The sequence below is a fragment of the Sorangium sp. So ce1014 genome, assembly GCF_051521505.1.
Classification (GTDB): domain Bacteria; phylum Myxococcota_A; class Polyangia; order Polyangiales; family Polyangiaceae; genus Sorangium.
On sequence record NZ_CP150356.1, the window covers coordinates 388,789 to 406,018 of the forward strand.

A 17,230-nucleotide genomic window follows, 5' to 3' on the forward strand; every position below is an offset into this window, starting at 1 on the left:
ATCAACCTACTCCAACGAGGACCGACCATGCTGGCGATGGCCGTTCGATGCATTCCTCGGGCGAGTGCATCCCCTCGAAGAACTCGTCCCCCAATGGAGGCGGCGCCGCACCCGGCGACCTCGGTGCCGCCATGATCCCCTTGAGTCCTTGCCCGGGGTGCGCCCGAATGTACTCGAAGACCTCGGCGACGAGCTCAGGCGGGAGCGAGGCCGAGGCGAGGCGACCGCTCTCGCTCGTCGCTCGTGCTCGCCAAAGGCTGACCGCGGCACGGGCGGCATCGGAGACCGGCACGACCTTGCCGCCCGACACGACCTCAGCCCCCGCCTCGACGCCGGCCAGCCATCCCTCGAACGCCTCTTGGAACCCGGGCTCTGCTTGGAGCGCGATCCGAATGCGCTCCAGGGTGTCTGGTGAGAGCAGATCGACCAATCGAGCGAACAGCTCGTTCCTCGTCAGGTGGCCGATCCCGTACGCCGAGAGCAGTCGATCGAGTGTCATCGTGCCTCCTCCCGCAGGGCCGCCACCAAGAGGTCGGCGTAGTCCCACGCTTGATCGTGCAGGTTACCCCGTATACCAGTGCGGATCAGCCGAATGATCTCCGCGCCGGGGATCGCCTCGCGGTGCTCGAAAAGCTTTCGTAGTCCTTCGATCTCGTAGGTTTCGTGGGCGAACACCGCCACGATCGCCTCGTCGCTCTCGAGGACTGCCTGCCGGATCTTCACGGGTATCCGTCCCCTGGCGTAGAAGTTCTCCCACCTCATGGATCCGTGGGCTTGAACGACACACCACAGCGCGTACGCATCCGGCGGGACGAGATCATCCGCGACGACGAAGAAGACGTCTTCGGAAATAGTGATGCTGTTCCTTCGGGCGATCTGGATGGCTTCGTCGAGCGTCCTGGGCCCACCGTGCGCAGGCTTCCAAGGCTGTGTCCTGGGGCTCTGCGCCGCGCCGTGCCAGACCTCTGCCGTCTGTGGTTGCATGTCGTCGACATTGTCCACTGCTCGTGCTGGACCATAGCCCGGAACGTCCCGTCCCGCATCACCGGCTGCGCGGATCCCCGAGGCTGCCGTCCAGGGGGCGCCCACCCAGCCGGCAGCCGGCCGGGCGACGGAGACGGCGATCGGCTTGCTGGTTCACCTCGGTCGTTCGCCCCCACGGATCGAGCCGATCGTCTCACGATGGGCCCGACAACCGTGCGTATCGCTCCCGGCCGCTCCGTTGCCCCCCTGCTCCGGGCTGCCAGCTTGGCCGCCGTGGCCGGCTGCGGAGCCGCCGCCCGTGCCGCCATCGCCCTGCGCTCCGGGGGACGTGCGTTTTTGCGTCCTCACGCCTTTGCGTTGAAATCTCTCTCCTCTCGCGAGGCAGGTCCGTGGCAGGATTTCTGACCCGCGGTACTACAGGCAGCGCAGCACGTTGTCGCGCACGAGCTGCCAGATGGTCTCGGGGATGTCGCCCAGCCAGCGCGCGTCGCGCTCGACGGGCGTCTCGGCGTCGTCGAGCGGGTCGTCGGGGCTGTAGACGAGCCGCCACAGCCGCTCGCTCACCGAGCCGTTCCGGTCGATCACGAAGCGGTGGACGAGCTTCTTCGCGAGCTCCTCGCCCTCGACGTCGAGGAGCAGCACCGGCGCCTCGACCTTGATCTCGCGAAGCGGCTTGAGCCGGAGATAGACCCCCTTCACGAGCTCGACCTCGTCCGGCGGCTCGAACCCCGCCGCGCGGAAGTCGACAGGCGCCTTTGTGTTGCCGACGAGGTAATACTCTCCCTGGGTCTCGGCGAGGATCGCGCCGCCCAGCCTCCCTACGCGTGCCATCTAGACCTCCTCCGAAGTGAGCCTCTCGTCCGATGAAGCGAGCATCTCGTCCGAGAGCACGAGCGTGCGCCCCGGCGTCTGGCCCGGGAGCGCCGCTCCATCCCATGTGTACTTGTTTGTGTATCCGCGCGGGGTGACCATGTACCCCTCGAACAGGAAGGTGTTCGTCGACCCGACGAGCACCGTGGTGAGCATCCCGATCTCGTAGTCGAGGAAGTGATCGACATCGGTGATCACGGCGCTCTCCAGCTTGCGATAGGCGCTCTTCACCAGCGCGACCGGCGTCGTGCCCGCGCGGTGCTGACGGATGATCTCCTGGGCCCGCACGATCTGGCGCGTGCGCCGGCCGCTCGCCGGATTGTAAAGACCGATGACGAAGTCGGCGGAGGCGGCGGCCTCGAGCCGCCGCTCGATGGCCGGCCAGGGGGTCAGGAGGTCGGACAGGGAGATGGCGCAGAAGTCGTGCCCGAGCGGCGCGCCGACGAGCGACGCGCACGCGTTGAGCGCGGTCATGCCGGGCACGATGCGGAGCTCGGGCGACTCGCCCCGCTTCCAGCCGATCTCCTGGAGCACCTGGAAGACGAGCCCGGCCATGCCGTAGACCCCGGCGTCGCCCGAGGAGATGATCGCGACGCGCCCGCCGTCCCGCGCCCGCTCCACGGCGGCGCGCGCCCGGCCGATCTCCTCGGTCATGCCGGTCTTGACCACCTCCTTGCCCTCGATGAGGTGCTTCACCAGCCGGATATACGTCGTGTACCCCACGATGAGATCCGACGAGGCGATCGCCTCCAGGGCGGCGCGGGACGCGTGCGCCTCGGCGCCGGGACCGATCCCGACGATCGACAGGACTCCTTTGTCACCCATGGCTCTCCTCGATGGTTCGCTTCGCGAACGGGACGCGCGCGACGGCGAGCGTCATGGACCGGCCCACGCCCGGCTCGGTGTACGCCCGCTTCGGCACGAGCAGCCTCGCGGCCCCGGCCGCGCGCAGGGCGGCGGGCTCGGCGACGCCCCGGGCGCCGACGTGCTTCTTCACCGTCTCCGACGGGTTCTCGATCCCCTCGGTCGCGTCGAGCTCCTCGGCCGTGAACGTGACGAGCGGCCACCCCCGCCGCGCCGACAGCGCGAGCAGCGCCTCCTCGTCGGCCTTCTTGTCGATCGTCGCCAGCGCCTTCACCGATTTCGCCGACAGCCCGTGCTCGTCGAGCAGCCGGTCGACCCCGCGCTCGACCATGTCGAGCGGCGCGCCGCGGTCGCAGCCGACGCCGAGGACGAGGCTCTTCGGGCGGTAGACGACGGCGCGCTCGACGACCGCGGGGTGCGAGCGCAAGAGATCGCGATCGCTCGCGACGAGGAGCATCTCCCACGCGTCCGGATCCACGCCGTCGAGCGACGTCGCGTAGCGCACGCCCGGCGGGAGCGGCGTCGCCTCGGGCCAGAACGACGGCTCGCCCGTCTCCTGGACGAACAGCACGGGCGCGGCGTTCACGACGGCGGCGCAGCCGCGCGTCACGTTGCGATCGGGGTCGTCGAGGGTCCACCCGAGCTCGCGGCCGAGGATGTCGACCGTCAGCGTCCCGAGCGCGTCGGACGCCGTGGTCACCACCGGCTGCGCGCCGAGCAGCGCGGCCACCTTGTCGGTGAACGCGTTGCCCCGGCCGACGTGGCCGGAGAGCACGCAGATCGAGAACCGGGCCGCGTCATCGACGCACACGACCGCCGGATCGACCTTCTTGTTCTTGAGCAGCGGCGCGACCATGCGCACCACGGCGCCGACGCTGATCACGAAGACGTGGCAGTCGTAGGCCGTGAACGCCTCGTTCAAGAGCGGCCCCATCGGCAGCGGGAGCGGCTTCGCGCCCTCCGGCGCCCCGTCGAAGAGCTTCTGCGACACGTAGAGATCCGCGCCCGGGAGGCCCGGGACGAGCCGGCGCGCGATGTCGATCCCGTGGCGCGTGATGGCGTAGACGGCGTAGGGCTTGCGCGCGGCGATCATGGCGCCTCCGGTTCGTTAAGTGTCTTTTCGAAGCTGCCCGGCAGCGAGGCCTCGGCCTCGCCGACGAGGAGCCCGCTCCGCTCCCCGCGCGTGACGACGACCATGGCGAAGCAGTCGCCCCGCTCGTCCTGCGCGGCCCGGAGGTCCCGGACGATGCGCTGCTCGGGCATCGTCGCCTTGGACACGAACACCGCCCGATCGAGGAGGCCCGCCCGCGTGAGCGCCTCGGTCACCTTCGGCATCTCCGAGCCGATCTTCATCAGGACCACGGTGTCGAAGCGACAGAGGACGTCGGTCAGGTCGTCGACGCCGTACGTGGCGGGGAGGATGGCGATCCGCTCCTGCCCGTCGGCGAGCGAGAGCCCGCTCACGGCCGGGACCGCCGTGACCGAGGTGACGCCGGGGACGACCTCGACCTCGAGCCCGGGGAAGCGGCGGAGCGCCTCGCGGCGGACATAGACGAACGTGCTGAAGAGCGACGGATCTCCCTCGGTGGCGAACGCGACGGAGAGGCCGCGCGAGAGCCGATCGCCGATCTGGCCCACGGCCGCGTCGATGTACGGGCGGACGCGATCCGGGTCCTTGCTCATGGGGAAGGTGAGGAGCAGCCGCTCCTGGTCCGGCCGCCTGGGGACGACGGGCGAGAGGATCCGGTAGGCCATCGAGGCGCCGAAGTCCGAGCTGCGGGGGAGCGCGAGCACGTCCGCGGCCTCGAGGACGCGCACGGCGCGCAGCGTGAGCAGGTCCGGCGCCCCGGGGCCGACGCCGACGCCGTAGAGCTTGCCGAGGCCGCTCATGACGCCTCCGAGGCGGGCGCCGGCCGGGCCGCCTGCGACCGCGCCTGCGCCTGCGCCTGATCCGCTTCCTCGGGCCTCGCGGGCTTCGTCGCGGCGAAGACGTGGATCGGGTTCAGCGCCTCGTACCGCATGTAGCGCGCGAGCGGCACGCCGCGCGAGACCGAGAGCAGCGTGACCTCGGGATCGAGCCCCCGCGCCCGGAGCGCGCGGTACGTCTCGGCCACGTTCTCCATCGTGATCGCGTTGACCACGAGCCGGCCGCCCGGCCGCAGCCGCTCGAGCGCCGCCGTGATGATCTCCTCCATGCTCCCCTTGCTCCCTCCGACGAACACCGCGTCCGGGTCCTCGAGCGCCGCGAGCGCCTCGGGCGCGCGGCCCGCGACGACGCGCACGTTGTCGACCCCGTGTGTGCGGACGTTGTCCCGGCAGATCTCCACGCCCTCCGGGTCGACCTCGATCGCGTAGACGCGCCCGAGGGGGCAGAGCATCGCCGCCTCGATCGAGACCGACCCCGAGCCGGCGCCGACGTCCCAGACGACGGCGTCGGGGCGGATCGCCATCGACGCGATCGAGAGCAGGCGCACCTCGCGCTTCGTGATGAGGCCGTTCTTCGGCATGCGCTTCGCGAACGCGTCCTCGTGCAGGTAGGGGACGGCCGGCGGCGGCCGCCACGCCGGATCGCTCCGCAGGAGCAGGAGCACGTTCAGCGGGCCGATGTCGTCGCAGGACGCGAGCGCGGCGAGGTCGAACGCGCGCACGCGCTCGCCCGCGCCCGCGAGGCTCTCGCAGACCCACGCCTTCCAGCCTGTCTCGCCGTGCTCGAGGAGGCGCGCGGCGAGGCGGGCCGGGCTGTTCTCCCCGTCGGTCAGCACCGCGATCTTCGAGAGGCGGCGGAGGCGCGTCGCGAACCCCTCGGGCGAGCGCCCGTGGACCGAGACGAACGCGGCGTCGTCCCAGGCGATGCCGGTGCGCGCGAACGCCCACTGGACCGAGCTCAGGGTCGGGATGATCTCGACGTGGTCGCCGCCGAGCTTCCGGACGACGAGCGCGCCGACGCCGAAGAACAGCGGGTCGCCCGAGGCGAGGATGCACACGTTCTGCTCGGCCGAGAGGGCCTCCACGCGGTCGAGCGCCGTGGACAGGCCGCCCTTGAGGGCGATCTTCTCGCCGCGGAACTGCGGGAAGAACTCGAGGTGCCGCTCGCCCCCGACGAGCACCTCGGCCCGGGCGACCGCGGACGCGGCGCGGCTCGAGAGGCTGGCGCACCCGTCGTCGCCGATGCCGACGACGGTCACGGCGCGGCGCGCGCTCGCGCTCATCGCGCCACCGTCGCCGGGGCCGACGGGCCGGACGGCAGCGTCGGATCCGGGGGGTCCGCCGAGAGGAGCAGCAGCGCGTGGACGATCGCGACGGCGATCGGGCTCCCGCCCTTGCGCCCGCGCGCGACGATGTAGGGGAGCCCGGACTCGAGCAGGGCCTCCTTGGACTCCGCGGCCGACACGAACCCGACCGGCACGCCGATCACGAGCGCCGGCCGCGCCCCCTCCTCCCGGGCGAGGCGCACGACCTCGAGCAGCGCGGTCGGCGCGTTGCCGATCGCGACGACCGCCCCGTCGAGGAGCCCGAGCCGGTGCGCCTTGCGCATCGACTCGATGGCGCGGGTCGAGCCGGCCGCCGACGCGGCCTGGATGACGTCGTCGTCCGAGATGAAGCAGTGGATCTTGCAGCCGTACGACGCGAGCCGCTGCTCGTTCAGGCCGACGCCGATCATCTTCACGTCGACGAGGACCGGCGCGCCGCCCCGGAGCGCCTCGATCCCCCGGGGGATCGCCTCGGGGTGGAGCCGCATGAGCGACGAGAACTCGAAGTCCGCGGTCGCGTGGATCACGCGGCGGACGACCTGCCACTCCGCCTGCGGGAAGCCGTGCGCGCCGGCCTCCTCGTCGATGATCGCGAAGCTCTTGTCCTCGATGCGCCGCCCGAGCGCGGTCATCTGCCGCATGTCGTTCACCGCGCGCGCGTCTTCACCGATCTTGGCACCGCTCATGGCTCCTCCGCTCTGTCTGTGCAGGCGGCCCCGGCCGGGTACCGGCCGAGCAGCGCCCCGTTGAAATCGACGAGGCAGGCGTGCACCTCGATGGCGCCGCCCGCGTGGGCCGAGGTGTGCTCGACGACGCGCCGGCAGATCCCGCTCGCGACGCCGGTGAGCCCCTCGCGCTGGCACAGCTCGAGCACGTGCCGCGCGGTGTTCGCCTGCCGGATCTCCGCCGCGATCTCCGGCCGCGCGCCGAGCTCCTCGGCGATCTGCGCGAGCAGCTCCATGCTCACCTCCGAGCCGGCGGCGTGCGTCATCATCTTGCCGTCGGCCATCTTCGAGAGCTTGCCGATCATGCCGACGATGACAGCGCGGGCGATCCGCCGCCGCGCGGCGTGGCGGACGCCGGTGCCGATGAAGTCGCCCACCTGGATGAACGCGTCCTCCGGGAGCTCCGGGTAGAGCTTCATCGCGTACGCCTCGGACTTGCCGCCGGTCGTCAGCGCGAGCGTCGCGATGCCGCGCTCGGCGGCGACGTCGATCGCCTGCACCACGCTCGCGCGGAAGGCGGCGGTGGAGTACGGCTTCACGATCCCGCTCGTCCCGAGGATGGAGATCCCGCCGAGGAGCCCGAGGCGCGCGTTGATGGTCTGCTTCGCCATCTCCTCGCCCTGGGGGACGCTGATCGTGACCGTGGCGCCCGCGAAATCCGAGCCCTCGAGCTCCTCGAGGACCATCTCGGTGATGTTCCGGCGCGGCACGGGGTTCACGGCCGGCGCGCCGACCGGCAGCCCGAGCCCGGGCTTCGTGACGACGGCGACCCCGTCGCCGCCGCGGATCTCGACGCCCGGCTCGCGGCGGAGCTCGACCTCGGCGACGAGCTCGGCGCCGTGGGTGCAGTCCGGATCGTCGCCGGCGTCCTTGATGACGCTGCAGGTGGCGCGCGGCCCGTCGCGGTCGCAGCGCTTCAGCGGGAAGGTGACGCGTTGCCCGTTCGGCAGGGTCGTCTCGATGGCGTCGAGCGCCCCGCCGCGCGCGAGCACGCGCGCCGCCGCCTTGGCCGCGGCGGCCGCGCACGCGCCCGTCGTGAACCCCTCGCGCTGCCCTTTCGGGTCTCTCGGCCGGACCTCTGCCATCCAGGATCCTGAACGATTACAAGGACTTCTTCAGGGGGTTGTTGAAGAAGCTCTCGAGGAGCACGCTGCCCTCCGGCGCGCCGAGCGAGGTCAGCCGGTCGCGGAGCGGGTAGAGGACGGCGCCGTCGCCCGCGCAGAGCACGGCGTCGTAGGGGCCGGCCGCGAGGTGCAGCTCACTGACGAGCGCGCACGCGCGCGCCGGCCGCTCGGGGTGGCCGACCGGGGGGAGGTCGCGGGCGACCGAGAGGCGGACGGGGGCGGGGAGGCGCTCGCGGACGAACGGCTCGGAGAGGAAGTCGTCCTCGGACTCGACGAGCCAGAGCAGGTCGAGCTGCGCCGCGCCGGCCGCGGCCGCGCTCCGCGCGATGCCGAGCGCGGCGGTGATGCCTGTGTCGGTCGCGATCACGAGCGCGCGGCCGGAGAAGCCGGGCGGGAGCCGCAGCTTGCCCCAGGGGCCGCTCCACTCGAGCTCGGCGCCGACGGGAAGGTCGTTGAGCACGTTCGACCCCGGCCCGGCGCCGATGCGCTTCACGGCGAGCTCGACGGCGCGCTGCTCGGCGTCGCTGGAGAGCAGCGAGTAGGCCCGCTTCGCGAGCTTGCCGCCGGGCAGGGTGACGCCGGTGTTGATGATCACGTACTGCCCGCCGGCGAAGCCGAGCTCGGCGCCGTCGACGCGCTCGACGCGGAGCAGCCGGGCGCCGTGGCCGAGCGGCGTTGCGCGGGCGATCCTGATCTTCGGGTTGCCCTGAGCCATCGGTCTGCTCCGCTCACTCCGCCGGGTAGATCTCGTGCACGAAGTCGTGCATCTCCTCGAGCTCGCGGTAGAGCCGGCCGAGCCCGTCGACCTGGGCGCGGAGGTCGAGCTCGACCTGCTTCGTGAGGATGAGGAGCGAGCGCAGGTAGGCGAGCTTCGCGTCGCCCGCGGGGGTCTTCGCGACCTTCTCCTGGAGCTCCACGAGCGACCCCTCGAACAGGCGCGAGAGGTTCTTCAGATCTCCGGCGCGCAGCATCGCCGAGACCGGCCCCGGCGCCTCGGCTGCAGGGCCGAGCTCGGCGAGCTCGTGCGCGCGCTCGGCGGGGTCGTCGATGCCCAGGATGTTCATGAGTCCAAGGCGGAGCGCGGCGACTTCGTGACAGGCCATACAGGTTCTCTCCTAATCGGCCCCCTCCTACCAGCTAGGGAACAGGGCGGGAAGGAGCAGGCGGGAGGAGGGCGCGAGCTGCGGCGCGCGGTTCGACGAGCGTTCCCCGCGGAGGCACGCCGCGGGGAGGAGCGGCGAGCTCCTCGGGGTCAGAGCGCGTCGGTGCGCTCGAGGAGCTCGCCCGCGGCCGCGACGGCGATCACGGCGAGCGGCACCGCGATCGCCAGCGCGGCCGGGCCGAGCCAGGCCGACGTGGCGTCGTTCCAGAGCAGCGACGCGAGCACGAGCCCGTCCCTGAGCCCCTCGCGCGCCTCGAACGCGTCGGGCCGGTACATGAATGCCGCCGTGGGCATCAGCGGCGCGACCCACACGGCCGACGCGACAAGGAGCGCGTGGAAGCCGTCTCGCATCCGCACGAGCAGCGGCAGGAGCGCCGAGAGCAGCGCGACCGCGAGCGCGACGAGGAAGAGGCCGCCGCCGAGCGCGCCCGCCACGCTGACCCCATCGTTCGCCTCGATGTACGGCGCGACGGCGAGCGCGGTACAGGCCGCGACCACCACGCCCGCCCCGGCCCCGGCGAGCAGCGAGGGCGCCGTGCGCGCGGCGAGGAGGACGCGGGCGCGGATCGGCTTGGCGAGCAGGAGCTCGAGCCGATGCTCCTCTCGCGCCGTGACCGTCGCGTTGACGAGGCCTGTCAGGGCGACGAAGTACGCGACGAAATAGGTGGCGAGGAGATCGTTGATCAAGAGCACGGCGGCCATCCCCTCGATCTCGAAGGCCTGCTCGAGGAAGCGGACGACCTGCGCCGGTACACGAACGAGCAGCGCGTGGGTGCCGAGCACCACGAGCACGCCGGCGATCGCCGCGACGAGCGAGGTGCGGCGCGGGGCGTGGCGCGCTTCGAGCGCGAAGTAGCCGCGGAGCGAGCCCGCGGCGGGGGCGGTCGTCGGGGTCATGCTTCCATCCTCCGGACGCCCGCGGCGCCCACCGCGATGGTGAGGGCGGTGAGCGCGGCGAGCGCGAGCATCGGCGGGCCGAGCACGGCGGGGCCGAGGCGGTCGAGGCTCCCGAGGCCGAGCGCGCCGAGGGTGATCGGGTTCGCGAGGGTGATGCCTCGCCACGCGGGCTGATAGAAGCCGATGAGCGACAGGCCCACGAGGCCCCCGAGCGTGGCGAACCCGATCAGCGCGGAGGCGCCGCGGTGCTTCACCCACGCGGCGATCGCGGCGCAGAGCGCGGTCGCGAAGAGCGCCGCGAAGGCGTGGAGCGACATCGCGCCGAGGAAGGGGCCGGGGCGGAAGCCGGGGACGCGCGCCGTGAAGTAGAGGGCGCCGGCGAGCTGGGTCGCGACGTGCAGGGTCACCATCACCGCGCACGCGCTCAGCGCGCGGACCACGAAGTAGCGAGGGATCGAGAGCGGCTTGCTGGCGAGGAGCGGCAGCACGCCGGTGTCGCGCTCGCGGAGCACGACGCCGCTGGCGATCACCACGGGGAGGAACGCGATCACCTTGTTCATCGTCAGGTCGATCCACACGTACATGAAGATCTGGAACGGCGTGGCGTCGCCGAACCAGGCCGCGATCGCGGCGCGCACGTGATCGGGCGGCCGCGCGAGCACGACGGGGATCGCGACCAGGGCGTAAGCGAGCATCGCGACGCAGAGCCAGGTCTTCCGCTCGCGGAGCGTCGCCAGGTAGTCGAGCCACAGGAGGCGGATCACGCGGCCTCCCTGCGCACGAGCGCGAGGTAGAGATCGTCCATGGTGCGCGCGCCGTGCGCGTCCTTGAGGCGCTCGACCTCGTCGCAGGCGACGAGGCGTGAGCGATGCATCACCGCGACGCGCTGGCAGAGGGCCTCGACGTCGGAGAGGATGTGCGAGGAGAACACGATGGTGACGCCGCGCTCGCGCGCGAGCGCGCGGAGCATCTCGAGGAGCTCGTGGCGGCCGAGGGGATCGAGGCCCGAGGTCGGCTCGTCGAGCAGGAGCACCGCGGGCTCGTTGATCAGCGCCTGGGCGATCCCGACCTTCTGGGCCATGCCGGTGGAGAAGCCGCGCAGGGGGCGGTCGGCCTCGCGCTCGAGCCCGAAGCGGCGCAGGAGGGCGTCGGCGCGCGCGGCCGCGACGCCGCGGGGCAGCGCGAACATCGCGGCGACGTAGTGGAGAAAGCCGCGCGCCGTCATGTCGGGGGGCAGCGAGTACGACGCGGGCAGATAACCCGCGTTCCGCCGGACCTCGAGCGTCTCGTGGACGACGTCGCGCCCGAGCACGCGCGCGGAGCCCGCGGTCGGCCGGGTCAGGCCGAGGAGCATGCGCAACGTCGTGGTCTTGCCGGCGCCGTTATGCCCCATGAAGCCGAAGATCTCGCCGGCCGCGACGGCGAAGGTCACGCCGTCGACGGCCGTGACCTTCCCGAAGCGCTTGCCGAGCGCATTCACCTCGATCGCCTGGTTCATCGCTTGCTCCTCGCGCGCGACGCGGTCGCGCGCTGCTCTGTGGGAATCGCGTTCGTGGAGGTCGTCTCCGTGGGGGGCGCCGCGGGGCGCGCGGCCAGGCCGGCGCGGAAGATGTCGACGATCGCGTCGAGCGTGCGCTCGCCGGCGAAGAGGCCGGACGAGGTGACGAGCCCGAGGTGCTGGGGCGCGAAGCGCAGCACGCCGAGGACGAAGGGGATCGCGTCGCGATCGACGTCGGGCCGGATCTCGCCGCGCGCGATGCCCTCGTCGACCCAGCCGCTGATCTGGGCGATCTGCGCCTTCGCGGCGGCGGCGCTCGCGGCGTCGTCGAGCAGGCGGAGCGCGCGGAGGTCGGGGTCCTCGCGGAGGAGCTTGCCGAAGAGGGGCTCGGCGGCCTGCTGGCGGTAGGCGAAGCGGAGGGTCGCGACGAGGCGATCGAGCGGGGACTCGAGGCCCATCACCTCGGCGGCGAAGCGGACGCGGATCGTGGCGAAGGACTGCTCGACCACCTCGCGCAGGAGGGACTCCTTGTCGGCAAATTCGAGGTAGAGGGCACCCTTCGCGCAGCCGGCCTCGGCGGCGACAGCGTCGAGGTGGGTGCCCTTGAAGCCGCGCTCGACGAAGTGGCGCTTGGCGGCCTCGAGGATCCTGGTGCGCCGCGCAGGGTCGCGGGGTTTGTCGGGGCGCCGAACTGCCACAGAACTCATATGACTCAATAGGACAAATGAGTCAAATTGGCCGGCGCTCGGGATGCCCTCATCGAGAGCGACCTCGAGGACTATTTCCGCGGGTCAGAAATCCATGCTCGAGCGCGGCTCCGGGCGCCGCGCCTCATTGCATGATGTCGTCGACGAGCCGCGCCACAAGCCGGTCGCCGAGCAGGTGCTCCTCCACGAGGTCCTCGGCGTCCTCCTCGCGGACGCCGCGGTACCACACCCCGTCGGGGTAGACGGCGACCGTCGGCCCCTCGCCGCAGCGACCCATGCACGACGTCCTCGTCACGCGGATCTGCTGCTGCTGGCCGGCCTGCTTCAGGCGGCGGCGCAGCGACTCGAGCAGCGCCAGGCTGCCGCGGTCCACGCAGTCGGCATTGCCGCAGACGAGCACGTGCTTGCGCAGCGGGCGGTGGGCGTGCAGGTGGTTCGACGCCTGCGTGTGCGTCAGCGTGTGGCGCACGCTGTAGAGCATCGCCTTGAGCCCACCGACCTCCTGGGCGAGCCCCGGCATGGCGGTGCGGTACATGCACGTGTCGCAGGGGAGGGGCGACTCGCCGGCGAGCGCCTGGCGCGCGCGCTCGTCGACGAGCCCGAAGAGCGCGCTCGACAGGCCGAGGTGGGGCGCGAGCGACGCGCGGATCCACGGGTACGTCGAGGCGAAGCGATCGACCTGCTCGGCGAGCTTCGTCATGAGCCGGCCGGCGAAGAGGAAGTAGGGGAGGACGACGACGCGCTCGGGCCGCTGGCGCGCGACGCGATCGAGCGTCTCCTCGACCGAGGGCCGCGTGATGCCGATGAAGGTCGGCTCGACGAGCTGGAGCCCGCGGCCCTCGCCGATGAGGCGCGCCATCTTGCAGAAATCGCCGTTCGCGTCCGGGTCGCTGGCCCCGCGCCCGACCACGACGAGCGCCGTCCGGGCCCGCGCCGCCGGGTCGTCCGGCAGCACGGACGCGGCGCGCTCGAACGCGACCTCCGCGAGCGCCGGGTGCACGCCGAGGTGCCGCGCCGCCGAGAAGCGCACGCCGGGGTGCGCGGCCCGCGCCTGCTCGAGCGCCAGCGGGATGTCGTTCTTCACGTGACCCGCCGCGAACAGGAAGAGCGGCACGACCGCCACCCGGGACACCCGCGCCGCGAGCGCCGCGAGCGCGTCGGCGAGGTAGGGCGTCGCGAGCTCGATGTAGCCGTGCTGCACGACGATCCCGGAGCGCGAGGCGCGGTAGTCGGCCACGAGCGCCTCGAACTCGGCGTTCGACGCGGCGTCGCGGCTGCCGTGGCCGATCAGCAGGAGCCCATCGTCATGCATGCGAGCGCCTCCTCCAGGGTGAGCGGAAGGCCTGCGTGGCCCCGCGGGGGGGACGGGCTCATCCGGGTCCAGAGCTCCGCGACCCAGGGCCGCCTGAGCCGCGCCCGCGCGAGGAGCTCCCCGCGCGCGAACACCTCCCGCGGCGGCCCGTCCGCGAGGACCTGCCCGTCGCCGAGCAGGATCGCGCGCGTCGCGAAGAGCGGCACGAGATCGACCGCGTGCGTCGCGGCGACGAGCGTGGTCCCCTGCTGCTCGGAGAGGGCGCGCAGCGTCCGGCAGAGGGAGAGCTCGCCCTCCGGGTCGAGGCCCGCGGTCGGCTCGTCGAGCAAGAGCACGCGCGGCCGCATCGCCAGCATCCCGGCGATGCACGCGCGCTTGCGCTCGCCGAAGCTCAGCGCCTCGATCGCGCGGCCCTCGAGGTGCGCGATCTGCACGGCGGAGAGCGCCGCCTCGGCGCGGCGCCGCGCCTCGGGCGCGGGCAGGCCGAGGTTCCTCGGGCCGAACAGGACGTCGTCGAGGAGCGTCGCGCCGAGCAGCTGGTCGTCCGGGTCCTGGAGCACGAGCGCGGCGCCCGCGGCCACGGCGTCCGAGGGCGAGCCCACGCGGCGGCCCGAGATCTCGACGCTGCCGCCGGGCACGGGGAGGAGCCCGACGAGCGTCCGGAGCAGCGCGGTCTTGCCGGCGCCGTTGCCGCCGAGCACCGCCACGGACTCGCCCTCGGCGATGTCGAGGCGCACGTCGCGCAGCGCGGGCTCGGCGCCGCGATAGCCGATGCGGGGGGCGCGCAGGGCGATGGCGCTCATCCCGCCTCGCCGGCGGCGACGCTGAGCCCGAGCGCCGCGAGGGCGGCGGCGGCGAACGCGAGGTTCGCGGCGGGCGCGCTCGCCCGGCGGTCGGCGACGGGGAGCTTTCCCTTGTAGCCGCGGAGCTGCATCGCGAGGGCGGCGTGCTCGGAGCGCTCCAGGGTCCGGAGCGCCACGACGCCCGCGATGGCGCCGGCCGAGCGCGCGGCGGCGCGCGGGTGCGCGAACCCGCCGCGGAGCGCGGCGGCGCTCCACGCGCCGTCGGCCGCGCGCTGGAGCACGCCGGCGAAGCGCCGCGCGAGCGCGAGCAGCTCGACGAGGGCCGCGGGCGCGCCGAGCCCGGCGAGCGCCGCCTCGATCTCGGCGGGGGCGGCGGCGCTGGCGAGCCATCGGAGCACCGCGGCCGCCGCGAGGACGCGCGCGGCGATGGCCGCGGCGCGGCCGGCGCCCTCGCGCGTGAGGGCGTCGAGCGGGAACGGCGCGCCCGCGAGGAGCGGCTCCCCCGGGGTGAGCGCGAGCGCGAGCGCGGCCGCGAGCCCCCCGACCCACGCGGCGGGCGCGAACGCGCGGAGGACGGCGCCCGCCGTCACACCCTGGAGGCGGAGGGCCGCGCACGCGACGACGAGCAGCGCGGCCGGCGTCCAGGGCGAGCGCGCGCCCGCGGCGACGCAGCACGCGGCCACGGCGGCCCCGAGGCGGAGCCGGGGATCCACGTCGCGGAGCCGCGCGGGGAGATCAGTCGGCACGGAGGCCTTCGACGCCGGGCTTGCCGCCGGGCTCGCCGGCGGGCTGACCGGCGCGCTCGACGAAGAGCACGCGCGAGAAGTAGCCCAGGGCGAAGCCGGAGAGGAGCCCCGCCCAGAGGAACGCGAAGAGCAGGAGATCGCCCTCGAAGCCCGCGAACAGCGGCCCCGTGTCGTGGCGCCCCGCGTCCTCGGCGACGCGGCGGATCACGGCCTCGTCGACCCCGTCCCAGGAGGCGTTGCCGCACGCGACGAGCCAGAGCGCGGCGGCAGCCGGGAGCGCGGCGGTGAGCCGGAGCGCGGCGGCGAGCCTTGGCGCGGCGGCGCGCGCGCGCCGTGCGAACGCGGGCAGCGCGCGCTGCGCGACCCGCCGCGTCACGACGCCCCCGCGGCGAGCGGGACGACCCGGAGCCGCTCCAGGATGTCGGGCCGCCGGGCGCGCAGGAAGACGAGGGCCCCCGCGGTCATGGCGCCCTCGAGGAGGCCGAGCGGCAGCTGGGTGGGGACGAAGGCGAGGGCGACGCCGGTGAACATGGACGTCACCGACCCTTCGCCAGCGAGCCCGAGCGCGAGCTCGAGCGCCGTGGTCGCGTACGTGGCCCAGTCCGAGGTCACGCCGGCGAGGAACCCCGCGACCCAGAGGCTCGCGCCGCAGCGCTGCGCGAGCCGGAAGGCGAGGTACCCGGTGAACGCGCCCGCGATGCCCATCGACGCCACGTCGGCGCCGAGCGTGGTGAGCCCGCCGTGCGCGAGGAAGAGGGCCTGGATGAGGAGCGCCACCACGGTGACGAGGACGGCCATCCAGGGGCCGATGAGCACCGCGGCGAGCCCGGTGCCGCACGGGTGGGAGCAGGTCCCGGCGGTCGGCACCGGCACGGGCATGCACGAGATCGCGAAGACGGCGGCGGCGACGAGGCCGACGAACGGCTTGTAGAAGACGTCCTGCTGGGTGCGCTGCCGGAGCAGGTGGAGGGCGATCGCGACGAAGGGCAGGGCGATCGCGTTCCAGACCGCGCACCAGCCGAGCGGCAGGACGCCTTCCGCGAGGTGCATGGCGGCCGCGGGCCGGGCCGCGAGGAGCGTCACCAGGAACACGCAGGCGATGGACACGGCACGGCCGTGGGGACCGAATTCGGCGCTCCGGGTGAGGTCCGCACCCGAACGCCACGAAGACGTGCGCAAGCTGCACCTCGTGGGGGGCTCGGGTAGGTCTCCCGGCTCATGGGTTCAGGGAGCTGTTCGAGCTCCCAGCGCTGCGTCCACCTTCCCAGGCCCGTTCATGAGGCCCAGTGGTCTTCGGAGGCAGCTCCCCACTCACGGTGGCGGTACCGCGCCGGTTTTGCACCGGCTTCCCTGTTATGCCCTGAGGGCACCCGAGGCGTAGATTGTCAGATGGATCTCGGTAGTCCCGTTTCGCGCCCGGCGTCAAGGACGTCGCGCCGCGATCGCGGGGAGGCGCTCGTCTCGCGGCGCGGCGAGCGGACGGTCCCGGCGCTGCCGCGGTGTGCCGTGCGCTGATGGCGCCGCCCTGTCGAGCCGACCGGCAGCGCCACACGGGATCGCGCCCTGTGCAATGGTGGAATCGGAGGCGCGGACGAGAAGGAGAAGGAGAAATTGACCGAGACGCACGAGGCAAAGCTTTCTCGAAAATGCTGCAAGCCTTGTGCTTCTGTAGTTAAAGTCTCTTTACTTGTTCACCTCAGGGTCGCTGCTGGCTCCGGCGTCCTCTCGGGGCGGCGCCGCCCCGTGCGCGCGGCGCGGGTGCTGGGCCCTCTCGGAGCGTGCGCGCCTGGTGCGCGCAGCGCCCGCTCCGGTGGTTTTCTCGCGGCAGTGTGCCTTGTTCGTCCTGGCTCTTTACTTGTGAGCAGGTGTTCCGTGCCTGGCTCCCTTTGTCGCGGCGCCTGCCGTGAGAGGGGGCGGCGGGCTCTCGTGTTCTCCTTTCCGAGAACGCGAAAATGGACTCCACCGGAGGCTGTCTCCCGTGCACGGGTATGCCCGGCTCGAACGCGCATTCGCGGGAATGGGCGGCGTCTGCGCTGTGCGGTCGTCTGGCTGTCCTCGTGCCGGGCGCAATTCGCTCACCCGCGTGCATGCCTTGCACTTTGTTATCGACAACCTGCCCTCGGGTGCCACACTCTGATCACCGCATGCGCACCGGCGCGGTTTCCCCCCCCGGCCCGGAGCGCGTGCGGGTTTTCTTGAGCACCGCGGCGGACGTTCACCACGTCGCCGCGGTCCCCCTGCCGCGGTCATGTCTGGCCCCCCTCCAGCATGATGCGCGGTATTTTTT

At 72.8% G+C, this 17,230-nt stretch carries 18 protein-coding genes, 1 pseudogene and 1 riboswitch; all 19 genes and pseudogenes read right to left on the reverse strand.

The features are described from left to right. Window position 1 precedes the first annotated feature (1 nt). Complete coding sequence (locus WME75_RS01525; RefSeq protein WP_437485668.1) at window positions 2-499, reverse strand: hypothetical protein; 498 nt, start codon at window positions 497-499, stop codon at window positions 2-4. Continuing rightward, the gene (locus WME75_RS01530) at window positions 496-1,002 is read right to left on the reverse strand and encodes a hypothetical protein (RefSeq protein ID WP_437485670.1); all 507 of its coding nucleotides are present in this window, start codon (window positions 1,000-1,002) and stop codon (window positions 496-498) included. Before WME75_RS01530 ends, WME75_RS01525 begins: the two co-directional genes overlap by 4 nt. A 396-nt stretch (window positions 1,003-1,398) precedes the next feature. Further along, a pseudogene (gene cobJ, locus WME75_RS01535) lies at window positions 1,399-2,679 on the reverse strand (precorrin-3B C(17)-methyltransferase). Next, the gene (locus WME75_RS01540) at window positions 2,672-3,811 is read right to left on the reverse strand and encodes a cobalt-precorrin 5A hydrolase (RefSeq protein WP_437485672.1); all 1,140 of its coding nucleotides are present in this window, start codon (window positions 3,809-3,811) and stop codon (window positions 2,672-2,674) included. Before WME75_RS01540 ends, cobJ begins: the two are co-directional and overlap by 8 nt. Continuing rightward, window positions 3,808-4,608 carry a precorrin-2 C(20)-methyltransferase gene (gene cobI / locus WME75_RS01545; protein ID WP_437485674.1) on the reverse strand — a complete coding sequence of 267 codons (801 nt, stop codon included), beginning with the start codon at window positions 4,606-4,608 and terminating at the stop codon, window positions 3,808-3,810. The genes WME75_RS01540 and cobI overlap by 4 nt, the downstream gene beginning before the upstream one ends. After that, complete coding sequence (cbiE, locus tag WME75_RS01550; protein WP_437485676.1) at window positions 4,605-5,927, reverse strand: precorrin-6y C5,15-methyltransferase (decarboxylating) subunit CbiE; 1,323 nt, start codon at window positions 5,925-5,927, stop codon at window positions 4,605-4,607. The genes cobI and cbiE overlap by 4 nt, the downstream gene beginning before the upstream one ends. Further along, window positions 5,924-6,655: a precorrin-8X methylmutase gene (locus WME75_RS01555; protein ID WP_437485678.1), complete on the reverse strand. Its 732-nt coding sequence runs from the start codon at window positions 6,653-6,655 to the stop codon at window positions 5,924-5,926. The genes cbiE and WME75_RS01555 overlap by 4 nt, the downstream gene beginning before the upstream one ends. Then, on the reverse strand, window positions 6,652-7,779 hold the full coding sequence (locus tag WME75_RS01560) for a cobalt-precorrin-5B (C(1))-methyltransferase (protein WP_437485680.1): 1,128 nt from the start codon (window positions 7,777-7,779) through the stop codon (window positions 6,652-6,654). The genes WME75_RS01555 and WME75_RS01560 overlap by 4 nt, the downstream gene beginning before the upstream one ends. 16 nt (window positions 7,780-7,795) lie before the next feature. Continuing rightward, window positions 7,796-8,533 carry an FAD-dependent oxidoreductase gene (locus WME75_RS01565; RefSeq protein WP_437485682.1) on the reverse strand — a complete coding sequence of 246 codons (738 nt, stop codon included), beginning with the start codon at window positions 8,531-8,533 and terminating at the stop codon, window positions 7,796-7,798. 13 nt (window positions 8,534-8,546) lie between these two features. Then, a complete protein-coding gene (locus WME75_RS01570; RefSeq protein ID WP_437485684.1) occupies window positions 8,547-8,921 on the reverse strand; it encodes a DUF3209 family protein in 375 nt (124 codons plus the stop codon). Between the two features lie 149 nt (window positions 8,922-9,070). Beyond that, the gene (locus tag WME75_RS01575) at window positions 9,071-9,877 is read right to left on the reverse strand and encodes a hypothetical protein (RefSeq protein ID WP_437485686.1); all 807 of its coding nucleotides are present in this window, start codon (window positions 9,875-9,877) and stop codon (window positions 9,071-9,073) included. Beyond that, window positions 9,874-10,641: a hypothetical protein gene (locus tag WME75_RS01580; RefSeq protein ID WP_437485688.1), complete on the reverse strand. Its 768-nt coding sequence runs from the start codon at window positions 10,639-10,641 to the stop codon at window positions 9,874-9,876. The genes WME75_RS01575 and WME75_RS01580 overlap by 4 nt, the downstream gene beginning before the upstream one ends. After that, window positions 10,638-11,375, reverse strand: a complete 738-nt coding sequence (locus tag WME75_RS01585) for an ABC transporter ATP-binding protein (RefSeq protein WP_437485690.1) — start codon at window positions 11,373-11,375, stop codon at window positions 10,638-10,640. The genes WME75_RS01580 and WME75_RS01585 overlap by 4 nt, the downstream gene beginning before the upstream one ends. Further along, a complete protein-coding gene (locus WME75_RS01590) occupies window positions 11,372-12,073 on the reverse strand; it encodes a TetR family transcriptional regulator (RefSeq protein WP_437485692.1) in 702 nt (233 codons plus the stop codon). The genes WME75_RS01585 and WME75_RS01590 overlap by 4 nt, the downstream gene beginning before the upstream one ends. 133 nt (window positions 12,074-12,206) lie before the next feature. After that, window positions 12,207-13,394 carry a CbiX/SirB N-terminal domain-containing protein gene (locus tag WME75_RS01595; protein ID WP_437485694.1) on the reverse strand — a complete coding sequence of 396 codons (1,188 nt, stop codon included), beginning with the start codon at window positions 13,392-13,394 and terminating at the stop codon, window positions 12,207-12,209. Further along, complete coding sequence (locus WME75_RS01600; protein WP_437485696.1) at window positions 13,370-14,197, reverse strand: energy-coupling factor ABC transporter ATP-binding protein; 828 nt, start codon at window positions 14,195-14,197, stop codon at window positions 13,370-13,372. Before WME75_RS01600 ends, WME75_RS01595 begins: the two co-directional genes overlap by 25 nt. Then, window positions 14,194-14,943, reverse strand: coding sequence for a CbiQ family ECF transporter T component (locus tag WME75_RS01605; RefSeq protein WP_437485698.1), 750 nt, complete (start codon window positions 14,941-14,943; stop codon window positions 14,194-14,196). Before WME75_RS01605 ends, WME75_RS01600 begins: the two co-directional genes overlap by 4 nt. Continuing rightward, on the reverse strand, window positions 14,933-15,319 hold the full coding sequence (locus WME75_RS01610) for a hypothetical protein (RefSeq protein ID WP_437485700.1): 387 nt from the start codon (window positions 15,317-15,319) through the stop codon (window positions 14,933-14,935). Before WME75_RS01610 ends, WME75_RS01605 begins: the two co-directional genes overlap by 11 nt. Next, entirely contained in the window at window positions 15,316-16,050 is a 735-nt protein-coding gene (locus WME75_RS01615; protein WP_437485702.1) for an energy-coupling factor ABC transporter permease, read from the reverse strand. The genes WME75_RS01610 and WME75_RS01615 overlap by 4 nt, the downstream gene beginning before the upstream one ends. Before the next feature lie 77 nt (window positions 16,051-16,127). Then, window positions 16,128-16,332: riboswitch (cobalamin riboswitch) on the reverse strand. Window positions 16,333-17,230: the final 898 nt, after the last annotated feature.

What these genes read in the sequence shown, in the direction of transcription:
- WME75_RS01525 (WP_437485668.1), bottom strand. Translation starts at nt 499, where the DNA reads ATGACACTCGATCGACTGCTCTCGGCGTACGGGATCGGCCACCTGACG.
- WME75_RS01540 (WP_437485672.1), bottom strand. Translation starts at nt 3,811, where the DNA reads ATGATCGCCGCGCGCAAGCCCTACGCCGTCTACGCCATCACGCGCCAC.
- cobI (WP_437485674.1), bottom strand. Translation starts at nt 4,608, where the DNA reads ATGAGCGGCCTCGGCAAGCTCTACGGCGTCGGCGTCGGCCCCGGGGCG.
- cbiE (WP_437485676.1), bottom strand. Translation starts at nt 5,927, where the DNA reads ATGAGCGCGAGCGCGCGCCGCGCCGTGACCGTCGTCGGCATCGGCGAC.
- WME75_RS01555 (WP_437485678.1), bottom strand. Translation starts at nt 6,655, where the DNA reads ATGAGCGGTGCCAAGATCGGTGAAGACGCGCGCGCGGTGAACGACATG.
- WME75_RS01560 (WP_437485680.1), bottom strand. Translation starts at nt 7,779, where the DNA reads ATGGCAGAGGTCCGGCCGAGAGACCCGAAAGGGCAGCGCGAGGGGTTC.
- WME75_RS01565 (WP_437485682.1), bottom strand. Translation starts at nt 8,533, where the DNA reads ATGGCTCAGGGCAACCCGAAGATCAGGATCGCCCGCGCAACGCCGCTC.
- WME75_RS01570 (WP_437485684.1), bottom strand. Translation starts at nt 8,921, where the DNA reads ATGGCCTGTCACGAAGTCGCCGCGCTCCGCCTTGGACTCATGAACATC.
- WME75_RS01575 (WP_437485686.1), bottom strand. Translation starts at nt 9,877, where the DNA reads ATGACCCCGACGACCGCCCCCGCCGCGGGCTCGCTCCGCGGCTACTTC.
- WME75_RS01585 (WP_437485690.1), bottom strand. Translation starts at nt 11,375, where the DNA reads ATGAACCAGGCGATCGAGGTGAATGCGCTCGGCAAGCGCTTCGGGAAG.
- WME75_RS01595 (WP_437485694.1), bottom strand. Translation starts at nt 13,394, where the DNA reads ATGCATGACGATGGGCTCCTGCTGATCGGCCACGGCAGCCGCGACGCC.
- WME75_RS01600 (WP_437485696.1), bottom strand. Translation starts at nt 14,197, where the DNA reads ATGAGCGCCATCGCCCTGCGCGCCCCCCGCATCGGCTATCGCGGCGCC.